Raw genomic sequence first — 691 nt, forward strand, 5'->3', positions numbered from 1 at the left:
CGTTGAGTAGCAAGGGCGCAAACAAACCAATGTCGCCCGGGTATTGCGTTTCTAACTCCAAGATCAGGTTGAACAGAGGTAAGTCGGTGATGCGAGCTTGTGCCAATAGCACCGTCAACGCCATCTCTTTCTGTTCGCCTTCCAGTGACAATAGACCGGAGAAGAAGCTCGCCAATCTTTTGGAAGTTGGATTGTCGATAAGGTCATCCACCAAGCCTTGCAGCTCAGGAATCGCCAGCTCAGAGAAGAAGCTGATGATTTCACTTGTTGGGCGGAAGCCATTCATCGCTTGGTATTCGGTTAGCGCGTAAACCAATTCTGGTTTGTGGTTTGGATCTTTGTAGTTACGGTTTGCTGCGGTTAGGGGAATGCCTTGTTTTTCTTCCAGTGCAAAACCTAGTTCTGCTTGTTGCTTGTTTGGGTGCCCCTGAATCGACAGCGCTTTCTCGGCGGCAAGCACTTTAAACAGGTATGGAAGTTCACCAAAACGGTTTGCGACTTCTTCACTTAGAAAAGCATTCATGTCTTGAGCATTCAGTGAAGAGAGTTTGGTCTCCTCGCCGTTTACCATCACCACTGAGCTCCCGTTTGGATGCGCGCCCATCCATACTTCTGCTTGTGGTTCGCCCGTCGGGTTTTCAATGCCAAACAGTTGGTTAACAGAAGTAGTACTGCCCCAAGCGTAGTTTTG

Annotated in this window: 1 protein-coding gene; it reads right to left on the bottom strand. The window is 48.9% G+C overall.

The features are described 5' to 3' along the window. Window positions 1–691 (bottom strand): mannose-6-phosphate isomerase, class I (gene manA / locus R7E78_RS26850; RefSeq protein WP_318058703.1); only part of this gene is annotated, 691 nt, incomplete at both ends.

This window comes from Vibrio sp. YT-19(2023), from assembly GCF_033337395.1.